The organism is Laspinema olomoucense D3b, assembly GCF_025370785.1.
GTDB classification, from domain to species: Bacteria; Cyanobacteriota; Cyanobacteriia; order Cyanobacteriales; family Laspinemataceae; genus Laspinema; species Laspinema olomoucense.
In genome coordinates, this window is the sequence record NZ_JAMXFA010000032.1 from 44,376 (window position 1) to 61,985 (window position 17,610).

Genomic DNA, 17,610 nt, shown 5'->3' on the forward strand with positions numbered 1-17,610 from the left:
TCAGGAGTCTTTAAAATGCAAGAACAAGAACTGCTGGTTTGGGGTCAACCCACCTTAGCACAAAAACGATTGCTGCAAGCGGCGGTTGAAAAAAGTGAAAAGGCGATCGCCTACTGGCAAGAATGGAGCGAATTAGTCGATATTGAAACACTCGATTCTGAATCGTATCGGTTGCTGCCATTATTATACCGAAATTTATCACAATACGAGATTAGCGATCGCTCCTTGGTCAAACTCAAAGGCGTGTATCGACGAACGTGGTGTGAAAATCAGCTCATTTTCAAACATTTAACGGAAATCTTACAGCAGTTTAAATCTGCCAGCATTCCCAGTTTGTTGATAAAAGATGCAGCGTTATGTTTGCTGCATTATTCCGATATTGGCGAAAGAATGATTAATAACTTTGAGATATTAGTTGGTTCTCAAGATGCAGTCAAGGCGATGACCCTCCTGGCGAAAATGGGATGGAAATCTAAGAAACCCATAGGCGATCGCCTTTCTCCATCAGATTGCGTCATGGAATTTACAAATCAAGCGAATTTGCAATTAATGTTGCGCTGGCATTTATTTTGGGATAACTTTTCCGAAACCCTGGAACGCAGTTTTTGGCATCGCGCTCAAGAAGTGTCAGTGGGTGACACTTTCACCCAAGTATTGCATCCGAGGGACCAATTATTTTACGTTTGCGTCGGTGGGGGGATCAGAAATCCAGTTTTCCCGTTAGTGCGACTGGCAGATGCTCATCGAATCCTGGAATCCGATGCCGCTGAAATCGATGGAGATGAATTGTGCGATCGCGCCAACACCTTTCGGTTTTTGCTGCCTTTTCAAAACTTTATCAACGCATTTGAGGAGATTTTTCAAGTTCCTTTTATCAACTCCACCGTCTCCGCCAGCAAAACTTTACCCATTTCTGCATTTGAACAGCAAGAGTGGCATTGCTGGCACGCCAACTCTCGCTCTTTATTTAATCGATTGCAAAATAAATATTTTGTTTATCAAAGAAGATATGGAGCGCCGGAATATCAGGTCAATTGGGTAAAGTTTTTAACCACATTAAAGTCTTAACTTTTCAAATCCATCCTTGAAGAGGGGGTTAAATCCGAGGGAATGGTGGATCTGGAGTTTAGGAGTAGGGTGAGCAATGATCACCCTACAATTGATTCAGGGGAAGGGTTTGGGCTATTTTATTTTTTGGAGTTCCCTAAATATCGATCCCCGGAGAGTCTGGGAACCGCTATAACTGGGTAAGGGACCAAAAACCGGGTTTCTGACGGAGTTTTGTACCGATTTTCCCCCGACTTGAACAAGGCGATCGCCTCTTTTGAGCAACAAACCGCTACAATACATTCAACCCCTGAAGTGGCACAGCTCAAATGGACGACGAACCGACAACCTTGACCTTTTTGGACTATCTGGAATTGGAAAAAACCAGTTCCGTTCGCCATGACTACATCGCCGGTCAATTATTTGAAATTGAAACCCTCAGTCCCCAACACGATCGCCTTGCTATCAATATCGGATCCGGACTATACGACCGCCTACGGGATACAAACTGCCAAGTATTTACAGTAGAAATGAAACTCTGGATTCCCCAGGCAGATGTTGCCTATTATCCCGATGTTATGGTCGTTTGCGAACCCTCCGACGGCCATCCCCAGTATAAAACTCAACCTCGATTAATTGTTGAAGTTCTCTCCTCTAATACCGTCGCTACAGACCGTCAAGAAAAGTTTTTAGCCTATCAAACCTTACCCAGTTTCCAAGAATATATCCTCGTTCCCCAAGAGAAAATGCCCATTGAAATTTATCGCAAAAACCCATTAGGTAACTGGGAAAAAACCCTGGGAAATCTAGGAAACGACCTGTATTTGGAATCCCTAGGATTAACCCTACCTCTGACAGAAATTTATGAAGATTCCTTGATAGAATAGCTCAACAAGTGTCACAACTGACGCAGGGGTGAACCTGTGGCGCTCATTGACCAAACCCAGCCGGTCACTCGGTTAGGCACAAGGACCCGGCACATTGAATGCCTACCCTAATTGGGTGCGTCAGAGGGTTTAGGGGAGCAGGGAATGGTGATGCAATCGGGGACAAAACAGAAGGGGTGGCAATCTGATCTAAGGGCAGTTTGATATTTAGTATCTAGTCTATGAAAGGAATGTTGACTCAACTGATCACCCGATGTCGATCGCGCTGTACCCCCTGGAAAACCAGTATTTTTAACCGGAGGGGATACCGACTGCTGCTTAGGGGGATAGCTTTCCTGATGGCGTTGGGATTCGTCACCGGGATGTTACCGGCGATCGCCTCAAGACTGCATTCTGAACCCTCACAAGTTCTCACAGTTACTCCAGTCCAGGGAATTTCCGGCGATCGCCTGCCGTTGTCCCAACTCCCTGCGCAGTCCGTGGAGGAGCAACGGGAGACCCTCGTCAACCAGGGACGGGAGCTTTATCAGGGGGGACGGTTTGCAGAAGCACTCAGGGTTTGGAACCGCGCTGCCGAGGGGTATCAACAGGGAGGCGATCGCCTCAATCAAGCCCTCTGTCTCAACTATCTCACCCTGGCGTATCAAGCATTAGGAGAGTGGGACAGCGCAGAAGCATCAATCCAAGAGAGTTTATCCCTCCTAGATTCCCCGGCAACTTCCTCTCACAGGACCGGGAATCCAGTCTCCGAAAGGATTCGCGCCCAAGCGTTAAACAGTAAAGGCAGTTTGCAATTGACCCGGGGAGAACCAGAAGCCGCCCTCGACAGTTGGAAACAAGCCGAAGCCTTGTATCAAGCTCAAGGGGACCTCACCGGGGCCTTGGGCAGTCAAATTAACCAAGCTCAAGGGATGCAAACCTTGGGACTCTACCGGCGATCGCGACTGTTATTAGAGCAAGTGAACCAAGAATTGCAGTCCCAACCGGATTCCCATCTCAAAATCACCGGCTTACAAAATCTCGGCAATGCCTTACAAGTCGTGGGAGATTTACCCGAAGCGCAACGAGTGTTATCACAAAGTTTAGCTATTGCCCGGAATCTGCGCGCTGCCGGAGAAATCAGTACCACCCTCTTGAGTTTGGGCAATACCGCCCGGGCTTTAGAGGATTGGGACCAAGCTCTCACCTACTATCAGGAAGCGGCAGCAACAGCGACTGCACCGATTACTAAACTGGATGCTCAACTCAATCAGCTCAGTTTATCCGTAGAAACCCAACAATGGGAAACTGCCCGATCGCTCTTGAACCCCATCATTGAGCAACTGGCAACCCTCCCCCCTAGTCGTTCCGGGGTCTATGCGCGGGTGAATTTCGCGTTTTCGGCCCTGAAAATGCTGGAGGGGTTATCGGCAACAGGCGAGGGGGAACCGACCCTGAGTGAGCCAGAAATCGCCCAAATCCTGGCAACAGCAGTTCAAGAGGCTAATGCCTTGCAAGATCCGCGATCGCAATCCTACGCCATCGGCGAGTTAGGGCATTTGTACAAACGCACCGGGCAGTTTTCCGATGCCAAAAAATTGACTCAGCAAGCTCTGGCGATCGCCGTGAGTATTAATGCCAAAGAGATTGCAGCGCGGTGGCAATGGCAACTCGGACGCATTTTGAAGCAGACAGGGGAGACTCAAAGTGCGATCGCTGCCTATAGCGAAGCGGTTCGCAGTTTGTCTCTCCTACGCCGAGACTTAGTGGCGATCGCCCAAGAGGTGCAATTTTCCTTTCAAGAACGAGTCGAACCCATCTACCGGGAATTAGTCAGTTTACTCTTAAGTGACAATCCCACTCAAGACCACCTCAAACAAGCCCGGGAAACCCTGGAAGCCCTGCAACTGGCTGAATTAGAAAACTTTTTTCGCCAAGCCTGTTTAGATATCCAGCCGGTGCAAATCGACCAGGTGGATGCCAAAGCGGCGGCAATTTATCCGATTATTTTACCCGATCGCCTGGAAGTGATTCTCTCCATCCCGGGACAGCCCCTGCGTCATTATGCCACTGGCTTACCGCAAAGTGAGGTAGAACGTACCCTAGAACGGTTACTGGCTGCTTTGAATCCTTTTTTCTCGGATCAGGAGCGATTGAAGTTATCGGAACAGGTGTATGACTGGCTAATTCGACCGGCAGAAGCGAGTTTAGCTGATGCACAGATTCAGACCCTGGTGTTTGTCCTTGATGGTCTTTTGCGAAATCTACCAATGGCAGCGCTTTATGATGGAGGGCGGTATCTGGTAGAAAGTTATAACATTGCCCTCACGCCGGGATTACAATTGCTGGCTCCCCAGGCGATCGCCCCGAATCAACTCCGCGCCTTAACGGTGGGATTGACGGAAGCGCGGCAGGGATTTAGTGCCTTGCCTGGGGTTGCGAGGGAACTGGACGAGATTAGCTCACATCTCCCGGCACAGATGATTTTAAATCAGGCATTTACGGCGGATGCTCTGAAGGAGGAGATCCAAAATAGTTCTTTTCCCGTGGTCCATTTGGCCACCCACGGCCAGTTTAGTTCCAATCCCGAGGATACCTTTATTCTCACTTATGATCAGAAGATTCATGTGACGCAACTCCAGGAGATTTTGCGATCGCGAGAAACGGGCCGCTGGGGGGTCACCCAGTCCGAGATTCCTCCCATTGAATTGCTCGTGTTTAGTGCTTGTCAAACGGCAACCGGGGACAAACGGGCAGCATTGGGTTTAGCTGGGGTGGCGGTGCGCTCAGGTGCGCGATCGACTTTAGCAACCTTGTGGTCTGTGAAAGACGATTCTACCTCACAGTTGATGGCTGATTTTTATCGGGAATTCTCCCTGGGTCAAATGAGCAAAGCTGAGGCCCTCCGTCGCGCTCAAGTCGCTTTATTGCAGCAACCGGAGTACCAACATCCGTTTTACTGGGCACCGTTTATTTTGGTCGGGAATTGGCTTTAAATTCCAGGTTGCCAGGGATTGGAGCCTCTTGCTTCCGGATTAGCCAGATGGCCGCCAGAGGCTCCAATCCCTGAATGTTATTGTCCTGGGAACCCAAGGGAAGCCATAAGGAGCAATCAGAGCAAATCCAGGGGCAAAAAATGCAGTATTTTTAACAATTTATAGGGCTATTTTCCGACAGGAAAAGACAATTTATGACTCACTTTAGACAAAATAATCCTTACCAATCGGTCGGATAAAATTTAATCCGGAAAGAAAAATCCTCCAGATTGGGGGATGGAAACCCTGAAATCAATGAGGACAATGCAGAAGCTCAATTGAAGTTGGAAGAAAACTTTATAAAAACTATAAGATTGGAGTGGAACTTGAATCAGAATATAGAGTAAAGTGAAATAAAGCGGCACATTATCCTAGAGGGGTAACTGTAATATGGCAAGGCAACAGACTAATGTACCTCTAACCCTCTTGTTCACCCTATCCTTAAATGTGGCATGGGTGGGAGGACTTCTTAATCCAGCTCAGGCTCAGACTAGCAGCAACGCTCCACGGCTACAACCCGGGGCGATCGCTCAAGTCACTTTCAATCCCCCAGGCAAGGGACAACCTCGCAATACAGCAGGGGGTGCATCCCGGGATGGAAATTCCTGTTTACAAGAACCACAGTTGTCCAGTGCGTGCGTCACACCACTCATCCCCGAAGCGGATCAGGGGTTGACCGTAGCCCAGCGTCCAACCTTTTACGTTTACGTTCCTAAAACCTCAGCGAGGGAACTATTTTTCGCCCTCAAAGATGAAAATAATCAGCATCACTACCAAACCAATATCCCGATCCCTGAAGGCGAAGGTGCAGTCATGGCGATCGCCTTACCCGATGATGCACCTCCTTTAGAAATCGGCCAAACCTATCGCTGGACCTTTATCCTCGTTGATGAAGCCGGACTCAAACCCGATAGTCCCGGTGTCCAGGGAGACATTCGCCGGGTGGAAGCCAACTCCCTAACCCGGGGTTCCGAGCAGGCTGCTCCCACCCTGGAACTCGCCCAGCAGTACGGAAACGCCGGGATTTGGTATGAAATGATGACCACCTTAGCCCAGCTTCGGCAGTCGAGTCCCAATGACCCTACAATTCTAGCGAGTTGGACTGGGTTATTAGCCTCGGTTGGGTTAGAGGAAATTGCCACCAAACCGATCGCACTGCCTTAGATGAGTTCCCTGGGGATTCAGTCCATTTCTGGACTCCCCTCACTCCAATGTCCGCTCAATCGTTGCCATTTCATCAAGCCGGGAAATACCCTTCCCGGCTTTTCCGATCCAACCCGAGTGCAGCGGCTTTGAGAGAAAACTGATTTAAAACAACCGAATTGGGTATCAGTCTATATTAGACCTCTTGCATAAATCTCTTAAGCCCCCGGGAAATAAACATTTATTCCTCTGGCTTCCCCCTTCTTAAGGGGGACGGGAGGGGGATAATCAGGGGGGTTGGGGGGATCAATCCGGAATTTTGCAAGAGGTCTATTTTAGCCCAGTGCAGGTTTTCCTTGGGTGAAAGCCGGGAACTCAACCCATCGCGTGGAGCTCATCATCGGTATATCTTTAAACTTGATTGGCTGTGGTCAATTTGTGTTATTTTTCTCCACAAACCCCAGGAATTCTTCTAGAATTTGGGATAAACCTAGAGTCTTTCATCCTTTCTGGGTATCGATAAAAGATGTGGCTAAAGCTCAGAAAGCAAGTTTGGAAATGGCGTGGCGTCTTGATGACGGCCCCCACTGTTGCTGCGATCGTGATTGCTGCCAACACAGCGGGACTCTTTCAATTGTTAGAGTGGGCTACGTTAGACCTATTTGTTCGTCACCGTCCCTCCGAACCCACTGACCCTCGAATTGTCATTGTCACCATTGATGAGACAGATATTACAAATGTCGGACAATGGCCGATGCCAGACGCGATTTTAGCCCAATTATTAGAAAAAGTGAGCGCTTATGAACCCCGGGTCATGGGCATTGATTTATATCGGAATTTTCGCGTAGAACCCGGGTCAGAAAGATTACAACAGGTGTTTGAATCGACCCAAAATTTAATTGGGATAGAAAAAGTGGTGGGCAATCCAGTCAAAGCCCCAAAACTTTTAGAAGATCTTGAACGGGTGGCAATGGCGGATTTGCTCCTAGATCCGGATGGTAAAGTTCGTCGCAGTTTACTCTCCGTGGTTACTGACGATGAGGTGACTAAATTAAGTTTATCTGCCCGGATGAGTTTAATGTATTTGGAAGCCGAAGGGATGGCTTTAGAGGCGGTAGACCCAAATAGCTCCCAATTGCAATTGGGTAAAGCCCGCTTTATCCCCTTACAAGGAAATGAAGGGGGATATGTCCGGGCTGATACGGGAGGGTATCAAATTTTTCTGAACTATAAGGGGACAGAAAAGAATTTTAAAACAATCTCAATGACTGATATTTTGAATGATCGGATTCCCCCAGATTTATTCCGCGATCGCCTGGTGTTAGTGGGGGTGACCGCTGAGAGCCTGAATGACCTGTTTTTGACCCCCTACAGTGCCTATGGCAACAGTCTAAAGCGAATGCCTGGAGTGGTGATTCATGCTAATGCGATCGCTCAAATTTTAAGCGCTGCCCTCGATGGTCGTCCCTTCATTCAAGTCTGGTCCGATTCTGTAGAATGGTTCTGGATCACCTTCAATTCCCTGTTTGGGGCCACCGTCTCCTATTCCTTGCTCCAAGCTCGAATTTTTAAGAACAATTCGAGCGGGCGATGGGCTATCTTTGCCCTCTGGCTAGTATTGGGGAGTACAGGAGTTTTAATCACGGGCTATGTTGCTTTTTTAAATAGTTGGTGGGTTCCCATCGTCTCTCCAATGGTGGCTTTAACCACTTCAGCAATCACCATTGCTGGATATTATAGCCGGGGACTCCAGCGCGATAGTCAAAGTCAATTGACTCAATTTTTAGAAGCAATGCCGGTGGCGATCGCCGTCCTGGATGCTAAGGGTAAGCCTTATTATACCAATCAAAAAGCCAAAGAATTATTGGGAAAAGGACCGATAACAACTGCACCAACCCAGCGCTTATCAGAGGTTTATCAAATCTATTTTGTGGGTAGCGATCGCCCCTATCCTTCGGAACGCTTACCCATCGTGCGCGCACTTCAAGGCGATCGCACCACCGCCGATGATATGGAAATTCACCGCCCTGATGCCACCATCCCTATAGAAGCCTGGGGAACTCCTATTTATGACGAAAATGGCAATATTTCCTACGCAATGGCTGCCTTTCAAGATATTACCGATCGCAAACAAGTTGAAGCGGAACGAGAACGCTTTACCAAAGAACTCTTTGAACTCAATCAAAACCTCGAAGATGCCCTCGATGCGGAATTAGAGCTCACCGATGCCTACGGGCGCTTTGTTCCCCATGAGTTTCTTTATTTTTTAGGCTATGAAAGCATTGTCGAAGTTAAACTCGGGGAAGCAGTCGAAATGGAAATGTCTATTTTATTCTCGGATATTCGCGATTTTACCACCCTTTCGGAAGGGATGACACCGGAAGATAACTTTAAATTTATTAACTCGTATCTCTCCAGTATGGAACCCGCGATCGCCGATAATAATGGCTTTATTGATAAATATATTGGCGATGCGATTATGGCTTTATTTAGCGGCAGCGCCGATGATGCCGTCAAAGCCGGAATTACCATGTTAAATCGACTCACCGAATACAATCAAGGACGAGAACAAAGCGGTTATCTCCCCATTCATATCGGCATTGGTATCAATACAGGTTCCTTAATGCTGGGGACCGTTGGCGGACAGAAACGGATGGATAGTACGGTGATTAGTGATGCGGTCAATTTAGCCTCACGGATTGAAGGCTTGACGAAAAATTATGGGGTAGCCTTATTAATTGGCGATCGCACCTTTTGCGGATTGAAGGACCCGAATTCCTATAATATCAGACATATTGATCGCGTTCAAGTCAAAGGCAAATCCGAAATTGTCTCCGTCTATGAAGTCTTTGATGCCGACCCTCCCTCCATCCGCGAGGGCAAATTAATCACCAAAAGCATCTTTGAAGAAGCCATCGAGCTTTACAACAAAGGCTTATATGCCGAAGCTGCCCGGTTCTTTCAAAAATGTCTCAGAATTAACCCAGAAGATAAAGTTGCCCAAATCTATTTAAAACGCACTCAGTCCCGCTAATTCCTCAATTTATTCTCTTAAGTTCCTACTCAAAAATTCAGTCAATTGGGTGAACTAATCCCAAAGGTGATATTAAAAACTTCGTCTTTGTGGGACGGGAAGTGGGGGCTGGGGTGGGATACCTGCACCCTGTAATTTTTGGGTTTTGGGTGAAGTCAAAACAGGATTCTCAAAAAACAGCCAATCCATGTCATAATTTCACTGATATGTCCCCTCCTCCCTGGTGGCCTGATGACCCTCCGCAAGAAAACATTACTGGCGATCGGCATGACCCTGGCTGGGTTATTTGGAGTCGTGCATCTGACCTCCTCAACTATTTTACTCAATGGCTTTACCGCTTTAGAGCAAAAAGAAGCAAGGCGGAATGTCAAAAGAGTTTTGGATGCCTTCTCCAATTATCAGCAGGAATTACAGGCGCTTAACTTTCAGTGGGGGGTTTGGGATGAAACTTATCGGTTTATCCAAAATGGCAATTTAGACTATATTGATAGAAATTTAGGGGAGGTGAATTTGGCCTCCCTTCGAGCCAATGCGGTCCTCTTTATTAATCAAGAAGGTAAACTGGTTTTTGGTCAGGGTTTTGACTTAGTTCGTCAGCGGTTAGTACCGATTCCGGCAGAGGTTTCTCAGAAGATTACAGAGACTTCCATTCAGGTGTTAAAACCCAAAGAATCTTTGGCTGGAATTGTCACCATTAATAACCGTCCAATGACGCTCGCCGCCGGTCCAATTCTCAACAGTCAGGGGAATCTTCCCTCGCGGGGAACCCTGGCGATCGCCCGCTTTCTGGATCGCGAAGAAATCCAGCGTTTAGCAAAACTTACCCACTTGGATGTGAGGGCTTATGGACTCATGGATCCGACTACCCCCGTTGAGTTACAACCGGCGATCGCTCGCTTATCCCAGATGTCCGATGATCCTCCTATCCTCATCGAACCACTCAATCAGGAATGGATGGCAGGGTATAGTTTATTACGGGATATCTATGGTCAACCGGCAGTTTTATTAGAACTGAATATTCCTAGGGAAATTTTCCATCAAGGTCAAGCCAGTGCCAGGTATATGATGGTGTCGCTGGCGATCGTCGGTCTGGTTTTTGGATTTTGTACCCTATTGTTACTCGAAAAAATGGTATTGGCTAGATTATCATATTTGAGCCAAGATGTCAAAAAAATTGATAACCGCCGAGATTTAACCTTGCGAGTATCCATCTCTGGAAAAGATGAATTATCCAGTTTGGGCCAGACCATTAATGCCATGTTAGAAACCTTGGAATCCTCAGCCAACGCCCTAGCAATCGAACGCGAAAAGGCAGAAAGTTTGTTGCTGAATATTTTACCGGAAGTCATTGCCGATCGCCTCAAGGGTCAGGAAGAAAATATAGCCGATACTTTTGCTGAAGTCACCGTGTTATTTGCTGATATTGTCGGCTTTACCCAACTTTCAGCTCAAATTGAAGCAGCGGAATTGGTCCACTTGCTCAATAATATTTTTTCTCGCTTCGATCGCGCCTTGGAACGGTATCAGTTAGAAAAAATTAAAACCATTGGCGATTGTTACATGGTTGTAGCGGGAATGCCGGTTCCCTGTGAAAATAGTGCCGTTGCGATCGCCGAGATGGCCCTAGAAATGCAAGAGGAAATCGCCCGATTTAATGCAGAATTTAATCAATCCTTAAAAATGCGCATGGGGATCCATACTGGACCCGTCGTCGCTGGGGTGATTGGGATTAAAAAATTTATCTATGATCTGTGGGGAGATACGGTGAATACCGCCTCCCGCATGGAATCCCACGGCATTCCCGGCCAAATTCAAGTGTCTGAGGCTACCTATAACTGTTTGAAAGATCAATACCGTTTTGAAGCAAGAGGAGCGATCGAGATTAAAGGCAAAGGAGCAATGCAGGTATATTTGCTCAAAGGGCGCTTGTAGGGGGGATGGGGAGGATGGGGAAGATGGGGTGGATGGGGTGGATGGGGTGGATAGGGGAGGATAGGGGAGATGGGGAAGATGGGGAAGATGGGGAAGATGGGGAGGATGGGGAAGATGGGGAAGATGGGGAAGATGGGGTGGATGGGGAGAGTAGAAGTGCATCTCGTATTATGGCTGGAGCCGTAACACGCACTATCCGAGACTGAAGCGCCTCGCTGGGGGACTGTAGGCACAGCCTCCAGAGTCCATGACTCCCTTCAGCCAAGTCACGAGGATAAATCTCCCCTATCCTCCCCATCTCCCCTATCCTCCCCATCTCCCCCATCCTCCCCATCTCCCCCACTCCCCCACCTTCCTGCAAAATTCTGTCGGGCAAGTTAAAATACTAACCAATAACCACAACGGGAACAGAGGTCTAAGTTGGCTGGGGATTTCAGCATTCATGGGTTCCCTGGGGTTAAGGTCTTCCAGTCTGACTGATTTAGCATGAAGGAGGGATAAAGATTTCTTGACTTCAATCCAGTCTATAAAACCCGGTTTTTTTTACGGGCTTAGGCTACAGAGTAATAACTAATCAGCCCTAGACTTGGATGCTTTGTTTTCGTGAACATTATTAGGAGCAAACAAAATGACCCAAGCCAAAGAAGGCGATATGGTGAAAGTTCACTATACGGGTAAATTAGACGATGGGACTGTATTTGATTCCTCCATCGATCGCGACCCTCTGGAATTTGTCCTCGGGGAAGGACAACTCATTGCCGGTTTTGAACAAGCAGTTTTAGGGATGAGTCTGGGGGAATCCAAAACGGAAAAGATTCCAGCGGAAGAGGCTTATGGTCCCCATCGGCAAGAAATGGTGGTGGAAGTTGAGCGGCAGCAACTGCCGGATAATATCCCCTTAGATGTGGGACAACAATTACAAATTCAACAAGCCCCGGATCAAATTATTCCCGTGGTCATTACGGCGATTTCTGAATCAAAAGTTACTTTAGATGCCAATCCTCCCCTGGCGGGAAAAGATTTGATTTTTGAAATTGAGTTGGTTGGCATTGCTTAAGGGCAAGAAAGACCCTCTCCGTTTTGTAACACCATAAAAGATTTAGAGGTTTTTAAACCGTTAGGACAAAAACGCTGGCGGGGATACAAATCCCCGCCGGTTTATAACACTCCCGCAGGACATTTAAACCCCGATTGATCGCCCTTTAAGATTCGGGTCAAGGCTGTTCCATCGCCTTGCTCTAGCTGGAGATATCTAAAGGGTTTGAGGAATCGAGGAACTGCTAGAATTCTGATTTTGACCCGATGAGAAAATAGGTATTCATTTCTCCCTTTCCTTTCACCGCAATCGGTCCGCGTTTTTCTAATTCATAATGCTCCCGCAATAAATAATAGGTGGTTTCGCTGACTTGAATTCGTCCGGGTAAACTGTGAGATTCCATGCGGCTGGCAATGTTTACCGTGTCCCCCCACAGGTCATAAATAAACTTTTTGATGCCAATTACTCCTGCTACCACGGGTCCGCTATGAATGCCAATCCGAATGCTAAAAGACTGCTCACTTTGCTGATTAAATTGGCTCAAGGCGGTTTGCATATCGAGGGCCATATCTGCGATCGCCTCGGCATGATCTTCCCGTTCGGTGGGCAATCCCGCCACCACCATATAGGCATCTCCAATGGTTTTAATTTTTTCCAGTTGATGCAATTCAGTGAGGCGATCAAAGGCCGAAAAAATTAAATTCAGCAACTCAACCACTTCCAGGGCCGAAAGTTCCGAAGCAATTTCGGTAAAGCCTACCAGATCCGCAAATAAAACCGTGACATTGGCATAAGTTTCCGCGATACTGTTGGGTTCCAGCTTGAGGCGATCGACGATGGGTTCCGGTAAAATATTCAACAGCAAATTTTCGGTTTTCTTTTGTTGTTTTTGCAGGGCTTTTTCTACCCTAATTCGTTCGGTGATATTCCGGAAAATTCCCCGAATAGCGACGGGGTGGCCTTCTAAATACTTACAATTCATACTGCCTTGTAAGAAGATTGTCTGACCGGATTTCGTCATAAATTCAGCGGTGACTTCATCCAGGGTTTCCCCAGCAAAGATGCGGTCAAAGCGGTCTTGATACTGGGGTTTACTTTGGGGATGCAGAAGTTCAAACACCGTCAGGCGCTCTAGGTCGGCTTCACTGTATCCCAGGGTTTCTTTCCAGGCACGATTGACATACAAAAAACGACCTTCTATAGAAACACTCTGAATCAAATCACTGGCATTTTCAAATAAATCGCGATAGCGTTCTTCGCTTTCTTGGAGGGCAATTTCGGCTTGTTTACGTTTGATAAATTGACCAATCTGGCTGGCGATCGCACTACAAGTTGCCATCAAATCTTCATCAATCGTCTGGACATCGCGGCTATAGAACCCAATCACCCCAAGCAATTCTGAGGATGGCTCCACCAGGGGTTCAGTTTCCGAAGCGTCACCGAAAATCGGGAAGGCAAACCCAGTGTTCAAACCCGCTTGCACTAAGTATTCTGTTCCGGGACAGGCGATCGCTTCCCTCGGGAGATCCGCTGTCCACACTGCCTCATGACTCGCCCACACATGACCAGGTAATCCTTCACCCTCGGCTAACTGCGTCTTTCTGTTCTGGTGCAACCCGTCCCATTCCGGGGTCTGGCGATGCCACAGTTGCAGACAAGTGAGACAATCTGGTTGCTGTTCTGACTCCCTGGATACCTCAGACAGATAGTCCCCGCCTCCATCCCGCATTTGCACCTGCCAAATTTCGCCGACATCCCACTCTAAACTGTCACATAAAGCAGGTAACAGTTTTGGTACTGCCTCGACCAAATTCGCCGATTCGGATAAAATCCGCATCGTCGCCGATTGTGCTAAATTCCGTTGTTGTTTGCGCTTGCGATCGGTGATATCCCGACCGATATAAACTAAATCGGGAATATCGGCGGCGGAAACATCAATCACTGCACAGGAAAATCCTACATATACTTTTTTCCGAGTTTTGGTATGGCAAACGATTTCTACCGGGGCTAATCCGGGTTCATCTCGATCAATTTGGGATAGGAAAAAATCTTTAACCAAATCCTGATGAATTCCGACAATTTGGGAAATGCCTTTTCCCAGTAATTCGGCCTCAGAATACTCAAATAAATCTAGGGTACTCTGATTAACTTTTTTGATTAAACCCGTTTCACTGGTGACGATTAATGCCTCCGCCATCGAGGAGAGAATTTGCTCGATATAGCGTTTGGATTCAAAGAGGGCAGCCAGGAGGAGATGGGTTTCATTAGTGGCTTGGACTAATCGCTGTTCCAAGCTCATGCGATCGGTGACATCTTCTAAAAAAACGATGAGCTGTTGGCCCTGAACCTGGTCATCTTGAACGACATACATATCAAAATACACCGGCTTCCCTGCTTCGGTAAACCGGCTCAGGGATTTTAAATCAAAGCTCATCTGCCGCCCTTCTAAAACCTCCTGTAAGAGGTCCTCTACTCCGATCAATTCAGGGAAAGCAAGGCCCACCTCGTCATTGACTTGAATGGGACCGGGAGAATCCGAAAATCGGTTCACTCCCTCGGAGGTTTTACGGATGGTTAAGGCTGAATCGAGGATCAGATACTCAATGCCGTGGACAACTAAAAATTTTTTAAAGAAGGGGTTCATTCTCCCAGGCTCGCTCTACAAAAATAACGAATGCTTGATAGGCTTCAGTTAATTGAGCGAATAAATCAGATAGATTACCTGCTTTACCTTGCTTAGCCTCTCGTTCCAATTGGGCCGCAATACCACAAATTTGTTGAGCTCCCACATTCCCACTGGCACCTTTAATATAATGCGCTTCTTGTTTGAGGGTGGCAAAGTCTTCTAAGGAAACGCTTTGGAGTGATACAATATGGGTTTGTAGTTCTTCAATAAATGTTTCTAGCAGCTCTTTCCTAAAACCCGAATCTCCTTGAGAAATTCGTTCAAGACGCTCCAGATCCAGGATCTGGTCTCCGGAGGAGCGATCGCCCGAGTTAACGGGTTGAAAGCTAACTCTTGCTCCGCTCAATTGATTTACCCATTTTGATAGTATAGCCTGAAGTTGTTCCGGACAGACTGGCTTACTAATATAATCATCCATTCCTGCGGCTAAACATTTTTCCCGGTCCTCCTTCATGGCATGAGCAGTCATGGCGATGATCACGGTATGCCGGGGGTTACGCACTGGAGAATCCCCGGTTTCCTGTTCTAAGCGGCGGATCTCTGCGGTGACTTGATATCCGTCGAGTACCGGCATTTGGCAATCCATCAAAATGATGTGATAAGAATGATCCTGCCATAATTTCAGTGCTTCTTCACCCTGATTGGCAATATCCGCTTGATATCCTAATAACTCCAGTTGTTTAATGGCTACTTTTTGATTAACGGGATTATCTTCAGCCAACAGCATTTTAATCGGAGTTTGTCCGATGTTAATCTTATCTTTGGGATAGGAAACCCGGTCCGGCTCTATTGCTACAGCTAGACCTACTGCACGACAAATAACTTCCAGAAAACGTGCAGGTTTAATGGGTTTAATCAGACACTGGCAAAATCCACTGGTTAAGGCCGTTTTGACGAAATTGCGCTGATGGGTTGCAGCGATCGCAATTAAAGGAATGCTGGCAAATCGGGAATCCTGTTTAATTTGTTCGCCTAAGGCAATTCCCGTGATATCTGGCATTTCTAAATCAATAACAATTAGGTCATATTCTATCCCTTCCTCCCATTGGTTTTGCAAGAAATTAAACGCTGTGGCACTCTCGGTTTCCTCCACGTCGATTCCCCAACTGGTGACGCGATCGCCAATCACCATTCGCACCACTTCACTATTAGCGACGACTAACAGAGATAGACCCGATATTTCCGGGGGTGAGGATAGCTTATTAAGGGAAATCTCAGGCTTTGTAAAGGGAACTTTAAACCAAAAATTAGACCCTTCTCCTTCCCGACTTTCTACCCCAATCTCTCCCCCCATCAGGGTCACTAGCTGTTGGCAAATTGCCAGTCCTAACCCCGTTCCTCCATATTCCCGGGTTGTCGAGGAATCCACTTGGGAAAAGGGTTGAAACAGCTTACCTTGGTTTTCGGGGGCAATCCCGATTCCTGTATCAATGACCGAGAACAACAAAGTCGCTGAATTGGAAGTTTCGGCCACTCGTTCGACTTGCAGGACGACATATCCCTCCTCAGTAAACTTAATTGCATTTCCCATCAGATTGGTGAGAATTTGCCGCAATCGGGAGCTATCTCCCCGCAACCCCAGGGGGATACCCTCCTCGATAAATGAGGCAACTTCTACGGATTTTAAATGAGCTTGCGGGGCCAATAAATCGATGATTTCTTCCACCGTAGTGCCTAGGTTGAAATCTAATAGTTCTAAGTGCATCTCTCCCGCTTCGAGTTTCGAGAGGTCTAAAATTTCATCAATCAAGGTTAAAAGGGCATCCCCACTGGTGCGAATTGTGTCGATAAAGTCCCGCTGTTCAGCGGTCAAAGCTGTTTCTAATAATAACCCAGTCATCCCCAAAACTGCATTCATCGGGGTCCGAATTTCATGGCTCATATTCGCTAAGAAGTAACTTTTTGCGGTGGAAGCCTGTTCCGCTTCTCGACGGGCACGATCCAGTTCTGCCGTGGCCCGTTGACGCTCTGTAATGTCTCGGCCAATATAAACTAAATCCCCATAATCATCGAGTTCGGTACCAATGGCTGCAATAGAGAAAGAAACAATGATACTTTCTCCTTTTTTCGTCCGACAAATGCCTTCAGCCGTTGTTAAGAAGGTAGGTTCAGTGGGGGCTGGGTTACCCCGGTCATGGGTTAAAATGTCTTCGCTTTCAATCAGCATAGAAATTGGCTGACCGAGCAGTTCTGAGTCTTGGGAATAACCAAATAAATTAACGGCGGCGGGATTGACACTTTGAATCCGACCCCGGCGATCGGTCACCAACAATGCATCAGCCATTGAGGTGATAATTTTATCGGTGTAGGATTTAGCTGCCTCTAGGCTAGAAAGGAGCAGGTTAGCTTCATTGATGCGTTGCACTAATTCTTGCTTTAATACCATCGTTTCTGTGGTATTTTCTAAAAGAATTAGCGATCGCCGTTCCTCGGTTTCAGCTCTTGTCGGGTCGGAGATCAAGTACAAATCGAAATAAAGAGGGTCACGGGATTCTATAATCCGGGCAATTCCTTTGATTTCAAACGCCTCCTGTTGTCCTTGAAAGATCGCCCGGAATACCTCTTCGAGTCCGATGAGTTCGGGAAATCCCAGCCGGACATCCTCTCCCACCCCGACTCTAGCGCCCCCGGATGCAAATTCCATCGCGCCAGCAGATGCCTCAATTATGTACCAGTGGCGATCAACGCCTAGGTACTCCATGTGGCGAGGAGTGAGTAGTTTATGGAGAATCGGATTCATTCGGCGTTTCAGGTTCACGACAGAAACAGTCTGGGCTATTTATTTAGTATGCCCAATCGGCTAACTTGCTTACTAACCGTTCCTTAAATGG

10 protein-coding genes are annotated in these 17,610 nt (G+C 47.3%); 8 read left to right on the plus strand and 2 right to left on the minus strand.

All coding sequences use genetic code 11. From position 1 onward, the window contains the following. Window positions 1-15: 15 nt before the first annotated feature. From NG792_RS20680 to NG792_RS20715, 8 genes are all read left to right on the plus strand, one after another. Window positions 16-1,068 (plus strand): nucleotidyltransferase family protein, encoded by a 1,053-nt coding sequence (locus tag NG792_RS20680; protein ID WP_261201194.1) that lies wholly within the window; start codon window positions 16-18, stop codon window positions 1,066-1,068. A 308-nt stretch (window positions 1,069-1,376) separates the two neighbouring features. Beyond that, window positions 1,377-1,934: a Uma2 family endonuclease gene (locus NG792_RS20685; protein WP_261236648.1), complete on the plus strand. Its 558-nt coding sequence runs from the start codon at window positions 1,377-1,379 to the stop codon at window positions 1,932-1,934. 221 nt (window positions 1,935-2,155) lie between these two features. Continuing rightward, window positions 2,156-4,909, plus strand: coding sequence for a CHAT domain-containing protein (locus NG792_RS20690; protein ID WP_261236649.1), 2,754 nt, complete (start codon window positions 2,156-2,158; stop codon window positions 4,907-4,909). A gap of 429 nt (window positions 4,910-5,338) precedes the next feature. After that, window positions 5,339-6,112, plus strand: a complete 774-nt coding sequence (locus NG792_RS20695) for a DUF928 domain-containing protein (RefSeq protein WP_261236650.1) — start codon at window positions 5,339-5,341, stop codon at window positions 6,110-6,112. Between the two features lie 505 nt (window positions 6,113-6,617). Then, on the plus strand, window positions 6,618-9,125 hold the full coding sequence (locus NG792_RS20700; protein WP_261236651.1) for a CHASE2 domain-containing protein: 2,508 nt from the start codon (window positions 6,618-6,620) through the stop codon (window positions 9,123-9,125). 231 nt (window positions 9,126-9,356) lie between these two features. Next, the gene (locus NG792_RS20705) at window positions 9,357-11,057 is read left to right on the plus strand and encodes an adenylate/guanylate cyclase domain-containing protein (RefSeq protein ID WP_261236652.1); all 1,701 of its coding nucleotides are present in this window, start codon (window positions 9,357-9,359) and stop codon (window positions 11,055-11,057) included. A gap of 14 nt (window positions 11,058-11,071) precedes the next feature. Next, a complete protein-coding gene (locus NG792_RS20710; RefSeq protein WP_261236653.1) occupies window positions 11,072-11,263 on the plus strand; it encodes a hypothetical protein in 192 nt (63 codons plus the stop codon). Between the two features lie 422 nt (window positions 11,264-11,685). Continuing rightward, window positions 11,686-12,114 (plus strand): FKBP-type peptidyl-prolyl cis-trans isomerase, encoded by a 429-nt coding sequence (locus NG792_RS20715; RefSeq protein WP_261236654.1) that lies wholly within the window; start codon window positions 11,686-11,688, stop codon window positions 12,112-12,114. A gap of 223 nt (window positions 12,115-12,337) precedes the next feature. On the opposite strand, the gene NG792_RS20720 is transcribed toward NG792_RS20715, so the two are convergent. Beyond that, window positions 12,338-14,737, minus strand: a complete 2,400-nt coding sequence (locus tag NG792_RS20720; RefSeq protein WP_261201201.1) for an adenylate/guanylate cyclase domain-containing protein — start codon at window positions 14,735-14,737, stop codon at window positions 12,338-12,340. Then, window positions 14,721-17,519 carry a hybrid sensor histidine kinase/response regulator gene (locus tag NG792_RS20725; RefSeq protein WP_261236655.1) on the minus strand — a complete coding sequence of 933 codons (2,799 nt, stop codon included), beginning with the start codon at window positions 17,517-17,519 and terminating at the stop codon, window positions 14,721-14,723. Before NG792_RS20725 ends, NG792_RS20720 begins: the two co-directional genes overlap by 17 nt. Between the last annotated feature and the right edge of the window lie 91 nt (window positions 17,520-17,610).